This window comes from Streptomyces sp. NPDC001401, assembly GCF_042895385.1.
Classification (GTDB): domain Bacteria; phylum Actinomycetota; class Actinomycetes; order Streptomycetales; family Streptomycetaceae; genus Streptomyces.
On the sequence record NZ_JBIAWI010000002.1, the window covers coordinates 239173 to 254868 of the forward strand.

Annotated in this window: 14 protein-coding genes and 2 pseudogenes; 10 read left to right on the plus strand and 6 right to left on the minus strand. The window is 69.1% G+C overall.

Translation table 11 applies throughout. The features are described 5' to 3' along the window. Positions 1–69: 69 nt before the first annotated feature. Both ACFY10_RS08770 and ACFY10_RS08775 read left to right on the plus strand, forming a co-directional pair. Complete coding sequence (locus ACFY10_RS08770) at positions 70–474, plus strand: OB-fold nucleic acid binding domain-containing protein (RefSeq protein ID WP_390664346.1); 405 nt, start codon at positions 70–72, stop codon at positions 472–474. Positions 475–477: 3 nt separating this feature from the next. Next, positions 478–1242 carry a DUF3159 domain-containing protein gene (locus tag ACFY10_RS08775; protein WP_390664347.1) on the plus strand — a complete coding sequence of 255 codons (765 nt, stop codon included), beginning with the start codon at positions 478–480 and terminating at the stop codon, positions 1240–1242. 211 nt (positions 1243–1453) lie between these two features. Here the strand turns inward: ACFY10_RS08775 and ACFY10_RS08780 are convergent, their stop codons facing one another. Together ACFY10_RS08780 and ACFY10_RS08785 are read right to left on the minus strand one after the other, a co-directional pair. Then, the gene (locus ACFY10_RS08780; protein WP_390664348.1) at positions 1454–2131 is read right to left on the minus strand and encodes a potassium channel family protein; all 678 of its coding nucleotides are present in this window, start codon (positions 2129–2131) and stop codon (positions 1454–1456) included. After that, the gene (locus ACFY10_RS08785) at positions 2131–2802 is read right to left on the minus strand and encodes a potassium channel family protein (protein ID WP_390664349.1); all 672 of its coding nucleotides are present in this window, start codon (positions 2800–2802) and stop codon (positions 2131–2133) included. The genes ACFY10_RS08780 and ACFY10_RS08785 overlap by 1 nt, the downstream gene beginning before the upstream one ends. Positions 2803–3205: 403 nt before the next feature. On the opposite strand from ACFY10_RS08785, the gene ACFY10_RS08790 reads away from it, so the two are divergent. Both ACFY10_RS08790 and ACFY10_RS08795 read left to right on the plus strand, forming a co-directional pair. Continuing rightward, positions 3206–5260: an APC family permease gene (locus ACFY10_RS08790; RefSeq protein ID WP_390664350.1), complete on the plus strand. Its 2055-nt coding sequence runs from the start codon at positions 3206–3208 to the stop codon at positions 5258–5260. A 117-nt stretch (positions 5261–5377) separates the two neighbouring features. Further along, a complete protein-coding gene (locus tag ACFY10_RS08795) occupies positions 5378–6706 on the plus strand; it encodes a class I SAM-dependent RNA methyltransferase (protein ID WP_390664351.1) in 1329 nt (442 codons plus the stop codon). A 414-nt stretch (positions 6707–7120) separates the two neighbouring features. Here ACFY10_RS08795 and ACFY10_RS08800 read toward each other — a convergent pair whose 3' ends face one another. The 4 genes from ACFY10_RS08800 to ACFY10_RS08815 form a co-directional block, all read right to left on the minus strand. Continuing rightward, positions 7121–8056, minus strand: a complete 936-nt coding sequence (locus ACFY10_RS08800) for an NADP-dependent oxidoreductase (protein WP_390664352.1) — start codon at positions 8054–8056, stop codon at positions 7121–7123. Positions 8057–8080: 24 nt separating this feature from the next. After that, positions 8081–9667 (minus strand): Na+/H+ antiporter, encoded by a 1587-nt coding sequence (locus ACFY10_RS08805; RefSeq protein ID WP_390664353.1) that lies wholly within the window; start codon positions 9665–9667, stop codon positions 8081–8083. Between the two features lie 22 nt (positions 9668–9689). After that, positions 9690–10061, minus strand: a complete 372-nt coding sequence (locus ACFY10_RS08810) for a DUF2255 family protein (RefSeq protein ID WP_390664354.1) — start codon at positions 10059–10061, stop codon at positions 9690–9692. 89 nt (positions 10062–10150) lie between these two features. Continuing rightward, positions 10151–11167: a zinc-dependent alcohol dehydrogenase family protein gene (locus tag ACFY10_RS08815; RefSeq protein ID WP_390664355.1), complete on the minus strand. Its 1017-nt coding sequence runs from the start codon at positions 11165–11167 to the stop codon at positions 10151–10153. Positions 11168–11408: 241 nt separating this feature from the next. Between ACFY10_RS08815 and ACFY10_RS08820 the strand changes: the two are divergent. The 6 genes and pseudogenes from ACFY10_RS08820 (at position 11409) to ACFY10_RS08845 (ending at position 15514) form a co-directional block, all read left to right on the plus strand. Beyond that, a pseudogene (locus ACFY10_RS08820) lies at positions 11409–12265 on the plus strand (helix-turn-helix domain-containing protein). A gap of 132 nt (positions 12266–12397) precedes the next feature. Then, positions 12398–12997, plus strand: a complete 600-nt coding sequence (locus ACFY10_RS08825) for a flavodoxin family protein (RefSeq protein ID WP_272176065.1) — start codon at positions 12398–12400, stop codon at positions 12995–12997. Positions 12998–13042: 45 nt separating this feature from the next. Next, the gene (locus tag ACFY10_RS08830) at positions 13043–13432 is read left to right on the plus strand and encodes a nuclear transport factor 2 family protein (RefSeq protein ID WP_390664356.1); all 390 of its coding nucleotides are present in this window, start codon (positions 13043–13045) and stop codon (positions 13430–13432) included. Between the two features lie 29 nt (positions 13433–13461). Further along, positions 13462–14164: pseudogene (locus ACFY10_RS08835) on the plus strand (type 1 glutamine amidotransferase domain-containing protein). Positions 14165–14212: 48 nt separating this feature from the next. Next, positions 14213–14551: a hypothetical protein gene (locus ACFY10_RS08840; RefSeq protein ID WP_266421262.1), complete on the plus strand. Its 339-nt coding sequence runs from the start codon at positions 14213–14215 to the stop codon at positions 14549–14551. A 93-nt stretch (positions 14552–14644) separates the two neighbouring features. Then, positions 14645–15514, plus strand: coding sequence for a helix-turn-helix transcriptional regulator (locus ACFY10_RS08845; RefSeq protein ID WP_390664357.1), 870 nt, complete (start codon positions 14645–14647; stop codon positions 15512–15514). Positions 15515–15696 lie beyond the last annotated feature (182 nt).

A 15696-nucleotide genomic window follows, 5' to 3' on the forward strand; every position in this document is an offset into this window, starting at 1 on the left:
GGAAGGTGCCGGTTCGGGGCGGGGCCCCGCGGGTACGAACGTGTCAGTGCACCCCGGTACGCTTCAGACATGAGTGCTGTTCCTCGTTCCGAAAAGGAAAAGCCGGTGGGCCGGTTCCGGCGCATGCTCGACCGGCTCTCCTCGTCGCAGGAGGACCTGGAGTCCGAGGAGCTGCGGGAGGACACGGCGACCGCCGGATGTACCCGGATCGGTGACTGTCACGACCGACAGATCGTCACGGTTACTGGTACCTTGCGCACGGTCACCCTGCGGCCGCGCGCCGGCGTCCCGGCCCTGGAGGCCGAGCTGTTCGACGGTTCCGCCGCCCTGGACGTGGTGTGGCTCGGCAGGCGCTCCATCGTGGGCATAGAACCGGGGCGCAGGCTGATCGCATCGGGCCGTGTCTCGCTCAGCCGGGGCCGCCGGGTGCTGTTCAATCCGAAATACGAACTGAGACCCCTCGGACGGGAGTAGCCGGTGACGTCGCTCGACAAGCCGACCGAAGACACTCAAGCCGACGACGCGCGGGCGGTGACCGAGGCCGCCCTGTTCGAGGCGTTCGGCGGAGTGCGGGGCATGGTCGAGACGGTGCTGCCCGGCCTGCTCTTCGTCACCATCTTCACGATCAACAAGGACCTGCACTGGTCGGCCATCGCCGCCCTCGCCGTGTCCCTGCTGCTCGTGGTGGTCCGCCTGGTCATGCGGGACACTGTCAAGCACGCGTTCAGCGGTGTCTTCGGCGTCGCCTTCGGTGTCGTCTTCGCGATGATGACCGGCAACGCCAAGGACTTCTACCTCCCCGGCATGCTCTACACGCTGGGCCTGGCGCTGGCGTACATCGTCACGACCCTGTGCGGGGTTCCGCTGCTCGGGCTGATTCTCGGGCCGGTGTTCAAGGAGAACCTCTCCTGGCGGACGCGGAATCCGGGGCGCAAGAAGGCGTACGCGAAGGCGAGTTGGGCCTGGGGTCTGATTCTGCTCGCCAAGTGCGCGATCCTCTTTCCGCTGTACTGGTGGGCGAACACGGCTCAGCTGGGCTGGGTGCTGGTTGCGCTGAAGATTCCGCCGTTCCTGCTGGCCGTGTGGCTCACCTGGGTGTTCCTGGCGAAGGCGCCGGCTCCTATCGATGTGTTCGCGGAGATGGAAGCCGAGGAGAAGGCCGAGAAGGAGAAGGCCGAGAAGGAGCGGGCCGCTGCGGCGGGGGCCGAGGCGAGCGGCGGACGGCACCGTCGGGAGGCGTAGGGTTTCGCCCCCGCCGCCCCTTCCCGTCCCGACCCTGGGGGCTGCCGCCCCCAGACCCCCGCTTCGGCCTGAACGGCCTCGTCCTCAAACTCCCCCACTCTCGGCTTCGCTCGAACGGGGGGACCCCCACGACGGGCTGAAAGACAAAGACGAAGACGAAGGGCGCCCCTTGATTTCGGGGCGCCCTTCGGCGTCGTAGCGGCCGAGGCGATCAGCCTGCCGCGTCCTCCCGGCGTACAGACAGCAGGTCCTCCAGCTGTTCCTCGCGGGCCTGGGCGGCCACGAACAGGAGTTCGTCGCCCGGTTCGAGCGAGTCGTCGCGGGACGGGGTGAGGACTCGGGTGCCGCGGATGATGGTGACCAGGGACGTGTCCTCGGGCCATTCGACGTCGCCGACCTGGGTGCCGGCCAGCGCCGACTCCTCGGGGAGGGTCAGTTCGACCAGGTTCGCGTCGCCGTGGCTGAAGCGCAGGAGGCGGACCAGGTCGCCGACCGAGACCGCTTCCTCGACCAGGGCGGACATCAGGCGGGGAGTGGAGACGGCTACGTCGACGCCCCAGGACTCGTTGAAGAGCCACTCGTTCTTGGGGTTGTTGACGCGGGCGACGACGCGCGGGACGCCGTACTCCGTCTTGGCGAGGAGCGAGACGACCAGGTTGACCTTGTCGTCGCCCGTCGCGGCGATCACGACGTTGCAGCGCTGGAGGGCCGCCTCGTCCAGCGACGTGATCTCGCAGGCGTCGGCCAGCAGCCACTCCGCCTGCGGGACGCGCTCGACCGAGATGGCGGTCGGCGCCTTGTCGATCAGCAGGACCTCGTGGCCGTTCTCCAGCAGTTCGCCCGCGATCGAGCGGCCGACCGCACCGGCACCGGCAATGGCGACCCTCATCAGTGACCGCCCTCCTCTTCGGGACCCTTGGCGAAGGACGCCTCGACCTTGTCGACCTCGTCGGTGCGCATCATCACGTGCACCAGGTCGCCCTCCTGCAGCACCGTCTGCGAGGTGGGCAGGATCGCCTCGCCGAGCCGGGTCAGGAACGCCACGCGGACGCCCGTCTCCTCCTGCAGCTTGCTGATCTTGTGGCCGACCCAGGCGGTGGAGGCGTGTACCTCGGCGAGCTGGACACCGCCGGTGGGGTCGCGCCACAGCGGCTCCGCCCCGGAGGGCAGCAGCCGGCGCAGCATCTGGTCGGCCGTCCAGCGGACCGTCGCGACGGTGGGGATGCCGAGGCGCTGGTAGACCTCGGCACGACGCGGGTCGTAGATGCGGGCCGCGACGTTCTCCACACCGAACATCTCGCGGGCCACCCGGGCGGAGATGATGTTCGAGTTGTCGCCGCTGGACACGGCGGCGAAGGCACCGGCCTCCTCGATGCCGGCCTCGCGCAGGGTGTCCTGGTCGAAGCCGATCCCGGTGACCCGGCGGCCGCCGAATCCGGGGCCGAGGCGGCGGAAGGCCGTGGGGTCCTGGTCGATCACTGCGACCGTGTGCCCCTGTTGCTCCAGGGTCTGGGCAAGAGCGGAACCCACTCTTCCGCAGCCCATGATGACGATGTGCACGACCGTCCTTCCGAATGTCCAAAAACTACTGCTCAGCATCAGGGTCTCAGACCGACGCCCAAGCTACACACGCGCGGTAGGACGTCGGCACCCCTGTGCACGGTTGCCGTTCGGCGTGTGACGTCAGCGGCGGCTGATGCTGCGGACGCTGGCAAGAGTCAGGATTCCGAGGCCGATGAGGGCCGCCGCGGCGCCGATCAACTCTGCTGTGGCGTGCATGGAACCTCCGTGGGACGGCAACAGGGCGTGACAGCCGGGGGAAATGGGGGGTGCTTGTCATATAGGCATGCCGCGGCGGCGACCTGCGGAATCCGCAGCCGGACCGGCCCCTGTTTTCACCCGGAGGGCAGATGTGGGGTGGCCGGTGGTTGGGCACCCGTTCGAGCGCCTACGATTACCTGTTGTGTCCAAACTGACCGACATGCCCAAACGGATCTTGATCGGGCGCGCACTGCGCAGTGACCGGCTGGGCGAAACGCTCCTGCCGAAGCGCATTGCCCTCCCCGTGTTCGCCTCCGACCCGCTGTCCTCCGTGGCCTATGCCCCGGGAGAGGTGCTGCTGGTCCTGTCCATCGCGGGCGTGTCGGCGTACCACTTCAGCCCCTGGATCGCGCTCGCGGTCGTCGTGCTGATGTTCACCGTGGTCGCCTCCTACCGGCAGAACGTGCACGCCTACCCCAGCGGCGGCGGCGACTACGAGGTCGCGACCACCAACCTGGGCGCCAAGGCGGGCCTGACCGTGGCCAGCGCCCTGCTCGTCGACTACGTCCTCACCGTCGCCGTCTCGATCGCGTCCGGCATCGAGAACCTCGGCTCCGCGGTGCCCTTCGTGGTCGAGCACAAGGTGCTCTGCGCGGTCGCTGTGATCGTGCTGCTCACGCTGATGAACCTGCGGGGCGTCAAGGAGTCCGGGAAGCTCTTCGCGATCCCGACCTACGTCTTCGTCGGCGGCGTGTTCATCATGATCGCGTGGGGTGCGTTCCGCGGGCTGGTGCTCGACGACACCATGCGGGCGCCGACGGCGTCGTACACGATCAAGGCCGAGCACCAGGGGCTGGCCGGGTTCGCCCTGGTCTTCCTGATGCTGCGGGCCTTCTCCTCCGGCTGTGCCGCGCTCACCGGTGTCGAGGCGATCTCCAACGGTGTGCCGGCCTTCCGCAAGCCCAAGTCGAAGAACGCGGCGACCACGCTCGCGGCGATGGGCCTGCTCGCCGTCACCATGTTCTGCGGGATCATCGTCCTCGCCCTGACGACCAAGGTCCGCATGGCCGAGAACCCGGCCACCGACCTGCTCAAGCACGGCGTCGGAGTCGGCGCGGACTACGTCCAGAACCCGGTGATCACCCAGGTCGCCGAGGCCGTCTTCGGCAAGGGCAGTTTCCTGTTCATCGTGCTCGCCGCGGCCACCGCGCTGGTGCTGTTCCTGGCCGCCAACACCGCCTACAACGGCTTCCCGGTCCTCGGCTCGATCCTCGCCCAGGACCGCTACCTGCCGCGCCAGCTGCACACCCGCGGCGACCGCCTGGCGTTCTCGAACGGCATCGTGCTCCTGGCCAGCGCGGCCACGCTCCTGACCGTGATCTACGGCGCCGACTCGACCCGCCTGATCCAGCTCTACATCGTCGGCGTGTTCGTGTCCTTCACGCTCAGCCAGACCGGCATGGTCCGCCACTGGAACCGCCACCTGGCCGTCGAGAAGGACCCCGCCAAGCGCCGTCACATGGTCCGCTCGCGCGCCATCAACGCCTTCGGCGCCTTCTTCACCGGCCTGGTGCTGGTCGTCGTCCTCGTCACCAAGTTCACGCACGGCGCCTGGGTCGCACTGCTCGGCATGGTGATCTTCTACGCGACGATGACGGCGATCCGCAGGCACTACGACGGTGTGGCCGCGGAGATCGCGGCGCCCGAAGGCCCGAGCGACGACAGCGTACGGCCCTCCCGCGTCCACTCGGTCGTCCTGATCTCGAAGATCCACCGCCCCACGCTGCGTGCCCTCGCCTACGCCAAGCTGATGCGCTCGGACAGCCTGGAGGCGCTGACCGTCAACGTCGATGCGGCGGAGACGAAGGCGCTGAAGGAGGAGTGGGAGCGGCGCGGCATCGACGTACCGCTGAAGGTGCTCGACTCGCCGTACCGCGAGATCACGCGGCCGATCATCGAGTACGTGAAGGGGCTGCGCAAGGAGTCGCCGCGGGACGCGGTGTCCGTGATCATCCCCGAGTACGTGGTGGGCCGCTGGTACGAGCACCTGCTGCACAACCAGAGCGCGCTCAGGCTGAAGGGCCGGCTGCTGTTCACGCCGGGCATCATGGTCACCTCCGTGCCCTACCAGCTGCAGTCCTCGGAGGCCGCGAAGGTCCGGGCCCGCAAGCGGCAGGACTGGAACGCGCCGGGTTCGGTGCGGCGCGGTCCGGCCGAGGAGGGCCGACCGAAGCAGCCCTCGGGCACCAAGAGCTGACACACGTCGGTCAACGGCCGGACGACGCCCACGTAGACTGGTGGGCTGTTGTCCGGCTGTTTTCTTTCGCAGCTTCCTCTCGCTGTTTCCCTTTCGATGTTGTGGAGTCACCCCGCCATGCAGACAGAACCGAAGAAGTCGCTGGTGGGTGAGGAGTACGAGGTCGAGATCGGCCCCGTCGCCCACGGCGGGCACTGCATCGCCCGTACGTCCGAGGGCCAGGTGCTGTTCGTCCGGCACGCGCTGCCCGGTGAGCGGGTCGTGGCGCGGGTGACGGAGGGCGAGGAGGGGGCCCGTTTCCTGCGCGCCGACGCGGTCGAGGTCCTCACGGCGTCCAAGGACCGCATCGAGGCGCCCTGCCCCTACGCGGGTCCCGGCCGTTGCGGCGGCTGCGACTGGCAGCACGCCAAGCCGGGGGCGCAGCGCCGGCTGAAGGGCGAGGTCCTCGCCGAGCAGCTGCAGCGGCTCGCGGGCCTCACACCCGAGGAGGCCGGCTGGGACGGCACGGTGATGCCGGCCGAGGGCGACAAGCTGCCCGCGGGCGAGGTGCCGCAGTGGCGGACGCGGCTGCAGTACGCCGTCGACGCCGACGGCAACGCGGGGCTGCGCCGACACCGTTCGCACGAGGTCGAGCCGATCGAGCACTGCATGATCGCGGCTCCCGGTGTGAGCGAACTGGGCATCGAGAAGCGCGACTGGTCCGGCATGGCCTCCGTCGACGCGATCGCTGCGACGGGATCCCAGGACCGCATGGTGATCCTGGAACCCCGGCCCGGTGCCCGCCTGCCCCTCGTCGAACTCGACAGGCCCGTATCGGTCATGCGTGTCGAGGAGAAGGACGGCGGCATCCACCGCGTCCACGGCCGCGCGTTCGTGCGCGAGCGCGCCGACGGCCGTACGTACCGGGTCGGCAGCGGCGGCTTCTGGCAGGTCCACCCGAAGGCCGCGGACACCTTGGTGACGGCGGTCATGCAGGGCCTGCTGCCGCGCAAGGGCGAGATGGCGCTCGACCTGTACTGCGGTGTGGGCCTGTTCGCGGGCGCCCTGGCCGACCGGCTCGGCGACAAGGGCGCGGTGCTCGGCATCGAGTCCGGCAAGCGGGCCGTCGAGGACGCCCGGCACAACCTCGCCGACTTCGAGCGGGTGCGGATCGAGCAGGGCAAGGTCGAGGCCGTGCTGCCGCGCACCGGCATCACCGAGGTCGACCTGATCGTCCTGGACCCCCCACGGGCAGGTGCCGGCCGCCAGACGGTGGCCCACCTCTCGTCACTGGGCGCACGCCGGATCGCGTACGTGGCCTGCGACCCGGCGGCGCTGGCGCGGGATCTGGCGTACTTCCGGGACGGGGGGTATCGGGTGCGGATGTTGCGGGCGTTCGATCTGTTTCCGATGACCTCGCACGTGGAGTGCGTCGCCATTCTGGAGCCGGTCCGACAGGCCGTCTGACCTGCGGTTTCTCGGGAACGGGCAGAGGTTCGACCTGTTTCCGGTGGATGCATCACATGGAGTGTGTCGCGACCCTCGAACCGCTCGTTCAGGGCTCCTGACCTGCGGTTTCGTGTGTGCGCGATATGCGGTGTGGGCGGTACGGGCGAACCCTTGTCGCTGAAATGACACCCATTTGACGCTCGTTCTGATGGGGCATCAGGTGCGTTGCTGGGCTGGTCAGGCCACTTGAAACGACGGGTGCCGAGGGCTCTGCCCGTGGTCGGTCGGGCGCGCTGCGGAAGCTCCCTCGGTTCATGCGGCGGTCACAAGCAGTTACTGCCCCCGTGGACTTGGCCCGAGGCTCCTACTTCGTACTCAGGTGACCTCGGCTGCCGACGTGAGCGCAGTCCGCTGCCGTCCCCGATTCGATGCTCAGAAAGTGAGCACCACTCGCCCTCGGAGGCCGCCTGCCTCCAGCAGTCGGTGCGCTTCGGGGGCCTGCTCGGCAGGCAGGGTTCGCGCGACCCGAGAGGTGAGGCTGCTCTTCTCCGCCAGTTCGCGCAGGCGGTCGAGCTTGGCGTGTTCGCGTGCGTACTGCGGTACGAACGTGTGCCGGGTCTCGATGCCGCGTTCGGCGGGCACCTGGGTGCCGCCGACCGACGAGGCCACCCGGCCGCCGTCGCGTACCGCGCGGATGGCGAGGGCGGCGATGCCCGCAGTGTCGACGAGGCCGTCGACTCCGTCGGGTATCTCCTCGCGCACCAGCTCCGGGAAATCGGTACCTCGCAGCAGGACCACGTCGGCGCCGAGCTCCTTCACCAACTGCTCGTCCTTCGGCGCCGCGTCGGCGATCACCCGGAACCCGTCCGCCTTGGCCAGTTGGACGGCGTAGCCGCCTACCGCGACGGCCGCTCCGGTGACGGCCACGGTTGCGCCCGCGGGAAGTTCCAGCAGGTCCAGGGCCATGTGGGCCGTCAGTCCGTTCATCGGGAGCGTGGCGGCCTCGATGTCGCTCGCACCGGCCGGTACGCGGACCACCGACTCGGCGGGGACAACCAGGTGTTCGGCGTATGCCCCGTGCATTCCGGAGACGACCGCGACGGCCATGACATGGTCGCCGACAGTGAGATCGGTGTCGACTCCCTCGCCGATCTGCTCGACCACGCCCGCCGCGTCCATCCCGGGAACATAGGGTGGCTCGGCGTCGGCGACGAAGGCGATTCCTCGGCGCACCAGCGCGTCGACCGGGTTGACCGTCGCCGCATGCACCCGTATTCGTATCTCGCCCGGCCCGGCCTCGGGGACCGGAGGGTCCAGGACCCGCAGTACCTCGGGCCCGCCGAACGCAGTGAGTCCTATGGCCTTCATGGAAAGTCCTTCCTCAGGGATGGGTCATTCGACCGCCGCGCCCCCGGCCAGGCGCACCTCTTCGCTGTCGAGGGCGGCCTGCAGGCGGCGCAGAACGGTGTCGTCGATCCGGCGCTCGTCGCGGAGCCGGACGACGGTGGAGCGTTTGTTGGCGATGAGGGCCAGGCGCAGCGCGAGGTAGTCCTGGTGCTGGAGCACGGCGGGGTCGTCGTGGGCGCCTGCGCTCCTCGCCCGGACGGACGCCAGGTGGGCCTCGTACTCCTGCCGCAGCCACTCGACGATCTTCGGTTCGGACCGCAGATCGGTGGCGAGTTGGGGCATCGCCTTGATCGCCTCTTCTATGGCGGCGGTCTCGGCGAGGTCGTGTTCCTCGTCGACCGACGTGTCCGGCGGCAGCTTCGCCCAGCGCACCGCCACCGGCAGCAGCAGTCCCTGCACCACCAGCGTCACGAGGATGACGCCGGAGGTGACGAAGACGATGAAGCTGCGGTCGGGGAACGGCTCGCCCGAGTCGAGCGTCTGCGGCACCGAGAGCACCATCGCGAGCGAGACCGCGCCCCGGAAGCCGGCCAGCCCGTTGACGACGCGGGTCCGGTGACCGACGCGGAGCATGCGTTGCTGGGGGCGGCGCTCGATTGCGCGGACCAGGTAGGTGGAGGCGTACAGGAACGCGAAGCGCACGGCGACCAGCACCACGCAGATGGCACCCACCGCGATCAGCGCGTCCCGAAGATCGGCGCGGCCCAGGTCGCGGACCGCGTACTGCAGTTCCACCCCCACCAGGACGAACAGCGCACCGTTGATGATGAAGGTGGCCAGCGGCCAGAACGCCAGTGCCTGCGTGCGGTGTTCGGCCTGGATGATGCGCGGGGCGACCTGGGACATGATCAGGCCGCTGACGACCACCGCGAGGACACCGGAAGCCTCGACCAGTTCGGCCAGTAGATACGCGGTGAAGGGCGCCAGGATCATGACCAGGTTGCCCAGCAGCGGATCGGTCAGGCGGCGCCGCAGGTTCATGTTGACCCACGCGACCGCCACCCCGACCAGGGCCCCGCCGCCGTAGGCGAGCAGGAACAGCCCGCCGACGTGCGGCATGCTCAGGTGTTCCTCGCCGACCGTGATGCCGACGGCGAGACCGTAGACGACCAGGGCCGTACCGTCGTTGACCAGGCTCTCCGCGCGCAGGATGGTGACCTGACGGCGCGGCAGGGCGCGGGCGAGGACGCCGACCGCGGTCGCGTCCGTGGGTGCCATGGCCGCGCCGAGCACACAGGCCGGCCCCCACGGCAGCCCGAGGGCGTGCCCCGTCGCGGCGACGGCCCAGGCGGTGAGGATGACGAGGACGGTGCTCAGCTGCAGGATGCCGCGCAGGTTGGTGCGGATCTCCCGCAGGGAGGTGGTCAGGCTCTCCCAGTACAGCAGCACCGGAAGGAAGAGCAACAGCACTACCTCCGGTGGCAGTTGCGCCTCCCGCACTGCCGGGATGAATCCCAGCAGCACACCCGTCAAGAGCAGGACGACGGGCGGGGCGATGCCGAGGCGCTGTCCCGCGACGTTGCCCACCAGCACGGCCACGCCCAGGACCACGACGAGTTCGAGACCGAGCACGGTTGTTCTTGTCTCCTGTAGGTCAGCGCGGTACGAGCTTCAGGGTCGTGTTCCGCGAGGCCACCATGGGATCGATGTAACTCGCGCCGTAGCGGCCGTACTTGGTGCGGTAGGCGGTGTCGATGCGGTCGTTGACGGCGGGGTCGGAGACCTCGATGAGGGTGACGTCCTTGTCGACGCCGCCGGAGCGGATACGGCCCTCGTGGCTGGCCCGGGCCGCCCGGTACCAGGCGCCGGCGCTGCCGCGGAAGGAGCGGACGTAGAGGTCGTCGCCGTCGCGGACGACCCAGATCGGCACGGGTGTGCGCGGCGTTCCGTCGCTGCGCGAAGGGGCCATCTGAAGTTCCTCGGCGTGCTCGATCCGGGTCAGCTCGTCGTTCGTCCAGGTCGTCATGGGCTTGCCTCCTTTACGACCATGCGGCGGGGTGTGCCCTCGTGGGCGTGAGCACGGCCGGCGCAGCTCACGCCCACGAGGCGACCGGGTCAGGGCTTGAGGAGGGCCTTGATGGCGCGGCGCTCGTCCATCGCCTTGTAGCCCTCGGCGACCTGCTCCAGCGGCAGGGTGAGGTCGAAGACCTTGCCCGGGTTGATGTGGCCGGACAGCACCAGGTCGATCAGCTCGGGCAGGTAGCGGCGGACAGGGGCGGGGCCGCCGCGCAGGCCGACCTGGGAGAAGAACAGCTCCTGGCCGTCGACGGCCACCTCGTGCGGGACGCCGACGAAGCCGACGTTGCCGCCGGGTCGCGCGGAGTGCAGGGCCTGGCTCATGGACTGGGAGGTGCCGACGCACTCCAGGACCGAGTCGGCGCCGATGCCGGCGGTGAGGTCCTTGATGCGGGCGATGCCTTCCTCGCCGCGCTCGCTGACGATGTCGGTGGCGCCGAACTCCAGGGCGAGCTTCTGCCGGGACTCGTGACGGGACATGGCGATGATCCGCTCCGCGCCGAGCTCCTTCGCGGCGATGACACCGCACAGGCCGACGGCTCCGTCACCGACCACGACGGCCGTCGAACCCGGCTTGACCTCGGCGGCGAGGGCCGCGTACCAGCCGGTTCCCATCACATCGGACACGGCCAGCAGGCTCGGTACCAAGTCACCGGAGGGGTGCTCGTCGGTGGCGACCAGGGTGCCGTGGGCGTTGGGGATGCGCACGTACTCGGCCTGGCAGGTGCCCATGAACTCGCGGTTCAGACAGGAGGACTGCCAGCCCTTCTGGCAGTTCGCGCAGGTGTTGTCGGAGGTGGCGAAGGAGCCGACCACGAACTGGCCGGGCTTGACGTTGCCGACCTCGCTGCCGACTTCCTCGACGATGCCGACGTACTCGTGCCCCATCGGGTGCGGTTCGCCGACCGGCTCCAGGCCGCGGTATGGCCACAGGTCCGAGCCGCACACACAGGTGGCGACGGTGCGGATGATCGCGTCGGTCGGGTTGACGATCTTGGGCTCGGGGGCGTCCTCCACCCGGATGTCACCGGGGGCGTGGATCACGGTTGCGCGCATGTCTTTTCTCCTGAAGCGTTTCTCGGGCAGCGGCGTCACCCGGACGTGCCGGATTCGTCGACGATGGTCAAAAGGGAAAGGGTGTTCAGAAGCGCCGACGGCCTGTGAAAACAATTGCCGGTCTCTGACTCTGTCACCGCCCGCAGGGCCCGTACAGAGGAGAATTCCACCCCCGGAGAGATGTATCCAGGGATAAATCCTTCCTACCCAGCCGAGTGGCGGACAGCGCAGACTGGCCAGTATGAACAGCAGCGCGCACCGTAAGGAGCTGGGGCAATTCCTGAAGGCCCGCCGGGCCGAGCTCAGCCCCCGCACGGTCGGTCTGCCCGAAACCGACGGGCGGCGGCGCGTGGCCGGACTGCGCCGGGACGAGGTGGCCGTGCTGGCCGCCATCAGCACCAATTACTACACCCGCCTGGAGCAGGGTCGCCTGACCCCCTCCACGTCCGTGCTGTCCGAGCTCGTCCGGGTCCTGCACTTGAGTGACGCCCAGCGGGACCAGCTGTTCGAGCTGGCCGGAAGGGAGGCCGGTCGGGCGCGGCGGCGGGCCCCGCAGAAGGCGCACCCGCGGCTGCGTACCGTGTTGAACGAGCTCAGCGTGGCCCCGGGGTGATCCTGGGCCGCCACCTGGACATCCTGGCGTGGAACCCGACGGCCGCCGCCCTGTTCGGCACCGATTTCGCGAAGGCCCCCCAGCAGCAGCGCAACTACGTCCGGCAGCTCTTCACCGACCCGGCCATGAGAACGCTGTACGCCGACTGGGAGGACTCCGCCCGCAACGCCGTGGCCGTGCTGCGACAGCAGGCCGCGGCCTGTCCCGACGACCGGAGACTGGCCGACCTCGTCGGTGAGCTGTCGGTGCAGGACGACCAGTTCTGCCAGTGGTGGGGAGGCCGCACTGTGGTACCCCGGACTGGCGGCACCAAGGTGTTCAACCACCCGGTCGCCGGTGAACTCTCCCTCGCCTGGGACGCCCTCTCCTGCGTGGCCGACCCCGATCAGCAGCTGATCGTCTGGAGCGCCGAACCCGACTCGCGTACGTACGAGGGCCTGCGCTTCCTTTCCTCCTGGGCGGCGACCCCCGCCATGAATTCGTAAAACCGGCAGAGGATTCCCGGCGTAAAGCCAGGGACAAATCCTTCCTACCTTCGCTGTTGAATTCCGTGCCATGCTTCCAGGGCACGATTCATGCAATCCCTTTCGAGATCCTTTTCGAGGAGCAATACCCCCATGTCCTCCACCTCCCGCCCCACGGTCGCCGTCGCATTCCATTCCGGCTACGGCCACACCGCTGTCATAGCCGAGGCCGTGGCGCGCGGTGCCGCGGAAGCCGGTGCCGAGGTGATCTCCATCCCCGTGGACACGATCACCGACGAGCAGTGGGCGCAGCTGGACGCCGCCGACGCCATCATCTTCGGTGCCCCCACCTACATGGGCACCGCCTCCGCCGCCTTCCACACCTTCGCCGAGGCGAGCAGCAAGCGCTGGTTCACCCAGACCTGGGTCGACAAGATCGCCGCCGGTTTCACCAACTCCGGTGCCAAGAACGGCGACAAGTCCTCGACCCTGGGCTACTTCTTCACCATGGCTGCCCAGCACGGCATGCACTGGGTCAGTCTGGGCGTGCAGCCGGGCTGGGCCTCCACCGAGGGCAGCGAGGACGACATCAACCGTCTGGGCTACTTCGTCGGTGCCGGTGCCCAGACCCCGACCGATGCCGGCCCGGAGGCCGTCCACAAGTCGGACATCGCCACCGCCGAGGGCCTCGGCGCCCGCGTCGCGCAGCAGACCGCCTTCTTCCGCGCCGGTCGCGCCGCTCTCGCCGCCTGAGCCCAAGAACCTCACCCGCAGCCTGACCCGTAAAGGAGCAGCACCATGTCCGACTCCCCGAACCTCGCTCTCGTCCGCCGGCTCTACGACTCCGGCATGGCCCCGGACGTGGTCGCCGAGGTCATCGACCCCGACATCGTCTGGGACATCACCCCCGGCTTCCCCTACGGCGGCGTCTACAAGACCTGGGCGAGCGCCGGCGGCGACTTCTTCGGCCGGCTCGCGCCGCGCTTCACCTCCTTCGGCGCGGTGGCCGAGGAGTTCTACGACGCCGGTGAGCACGTGTTCGTCCGCGGTCACTACCACGCCGTGTCCAAGTCCGGCGAGGAGTCGGATGCCCGCTTCATCCACCTGTGGACGGTCGGCGACGGCAAGCTCACCCACCTCGTACAGGCCGCCGACAGCCACGTCGTCCAGCAGGCCGCGAACAACTGACCGCCCGCACTCACCCCTGGGAGCACCCCATGGCGAAGATCCTCTTCCTCATCACTGCCGCCGACCACTGGACCCTGGCCGACGGCTTCGAGCAGCCGGCCGGCTTCTGGGCCGAGGAGGCCATCGGCCCGTACGGCGTCTTCAAGGAGGCCGGCTACGAGATCGCCGCGGCCACCCCCGGCGGCGTCCCGCCCACCGCCGACGCCCTCAGCCTCACCCCGGACTTCAACGGCGGCGAGGAGGGCGCCGAGCAGATGAAGACCGCCCTGCGCGAGGCCACCGAACTGGCGAACCCCATCCGTATCGAGGACGTGAACATCGACGACTACGACGCCGTGTTCGTCCCCGGCGGCTGGGGCCCGATGAAGGACCTGTCCGACGACCCCGCGGCCGGCAAGCTGCTGAGCGACTGGCTCGCCTCCGGCAAGCTCGTGACGCTGGTGTGCCACGGCCCGGCCGCGCTGCTGTCCACCGTGGACGCCGACGGCAAGTCCCCGTTCTCCGGCTACCGCCTGACCGGTCTGTCCAACTCCGAAGAGATCCAGAACGGCCTCGCGGACCGGGCGAAGTGGCTGCTTGAGGACCGCCTCGTCTCGGACGTCGGCGCGGACTACCGCAAGGGCGAGGAGAACTTCGCCCCCCCACATTGAGGTGGACCGCACCCTCATCACCGGCCAGAACCCCTCCTCGGCCGTCCCGCTGGCCCAGGAAGTCGTCAAGACCCTCGGCTGACGACACCCCGCACCACCGCTCAAAGGTTCAAAGAAAGAGGTAGTACCGATGGACAGCAACGCGACTCTCCCCAGCGTGGGCCAGACCTGGCTGGCGGACCTCGGCCCGGACACCCCGCTCGGCCACTTCACGGTGGAGATCACCTTCGACTCGGCGACCCAGGTCAGCTTCGAGGTGACGGGCGGCGCCATCAAGGGCCGTAAGCAGACGATGGAGTACACCACCACCCAGCTCCGCGACGGCCTGTTCGTCGTCCGCTGGACCGAGCCCGACGCCGGTGACCACGTCACGCACATCGAGGACTACACCGAGGGCACCTGCATGGCCAGCTCGGTTATCGGTGGCGAGTTCGTCCAGCTCCACGGGAAGTGGACCCGCGTCCGCTGATCCCGCAGGGCAGCGCCTCTTCTCGACGGTGAGGACTTCCAGGGACAAAACTCTCCCCCTGACAACGCCGCTTTCCGATGCCAGGGTGATGGCATGAACCGCGATCCTCACCGCCACGATCTGGGGGAATTCCTCAAGGCGCGCCGTGCCGAACTCGACCCGGCCGCCGTCGGCCTGCCCGACGGCGGCTCGCGTCGCGTCGCGGGCCTGCGCCGTGAGGAGGTCGCCGTACTGGCGGCCATCAGCACCGACTACTACGCCCGCCTCGAACAGGGCCGTATCCAGCCGTCGCCGTCGGTGCTGGAGTCCCTGGCCCGCGTGCTGCGCCTGGACGAGGACCAGCGCGCCTACCTGTACGAGCTCGCGGCCAAGGACGAATTCCGCCCGCCCCGTCGGCAGCCGCGCCTCAAGGCGCAGCCGCAACTGCAGCGCATGCTCGACGACATGGCGCACACCCCCGCGTTCGTGATCGGTCCGCGCACCGAGATCGTCGCCTGGAACGCCATGGGCGCCGCCCTGATCACCGACTTCGGCAAGATCCCCGAGAAGCAGCGGTACTACATCAGGCTCCTCATCACCGACCCCGCGATGCGCGAGCTGTACGCGGACTGGGAGGGAGTCACCCGGCTGGCCATCGCCCAGATGCGGATGCACAACGCCAACAACCCCGGGGACAGGCAGCTCGCCGCCCTGGTGGGTGAACTCTCGGTCAGAGACGAGCAGTTCCGCCAGTGGTGGGGCGCCCACCACGTCGCCGTCCGGGACACCGGGACCAAGCACCTGCGCCACCCCGTCGTCGGCGACCTGCACCTCGACTGGAACGCCGTCACCTGGGCCGCCGATCCCGACCTGGCGATCATCATCTGGACCGCCGAAACCGGCAGCCCGACCCACGACAGCCTGCGCATGCTGGCCTCCTGGGCGGCGGACCCTCGCCACTCGACCAGCGACAGCTCCGCCTGACCGTCGCCCAGGTATCCCCTTCGTCGCCCAGGTATTCCCTTCAAAGGGGGAGCCTTTCCTCCTACGCGCCCCGCGCCTAGGAAGAAGCTCTCCCTTTTTCGTGTACGGCTCTCCTGGCACGCTCTTCACGAGGCCCACCGCGCTGCGCGTCCCCGCCCCGGTCCGGCCTTCTTCCCACCGAC